General features: G+C 39.1%; 1 protein-coding gene. It reads left to right on the forward strand.

Translation table 11 applies throughout. The features are described 5' to 3' along the window. On the forward strand, positions 1 to 261 hold a 261-nt coding region (locus ACTHS4_RS12075; protein WP_440366007.1), incomplete at both ends, for a hypothetical protein.

The raw sequence follows: 261 nt of genomic DNA on the forward strand, positions 1-261 counted from the left end.
TCTGATACTTATGCGGCTATTTTACGTAATGCATTAACACTTGAACAAATGCAAAACGGTTTGGCAGACAGTGAGTTTGTTGTACCAGCCCAAGTAAAAGATAACGCACAAGTCTTTTTCCAAAAACGTATCGCTCGTCTTGCAACGCTTCCATTAGCCGATGAAATTGCAAAACAAAAAGTAACGGACGAAGAAATTAAAGCGTATTACGATGCGAATGCGAAATCACTTGTTCAACCTGAACAAGCGAAAGTGCAATAT

Source organism: Neisseria sp. P0014.S009, assembly GCF_051958155.1.
Lineage (GTDB): Bacteria > Pseudomonadota > Gammaproteobacteria > Burkholderiales > Neisseriaceae > Neisseria > Neisseria flavescens_C.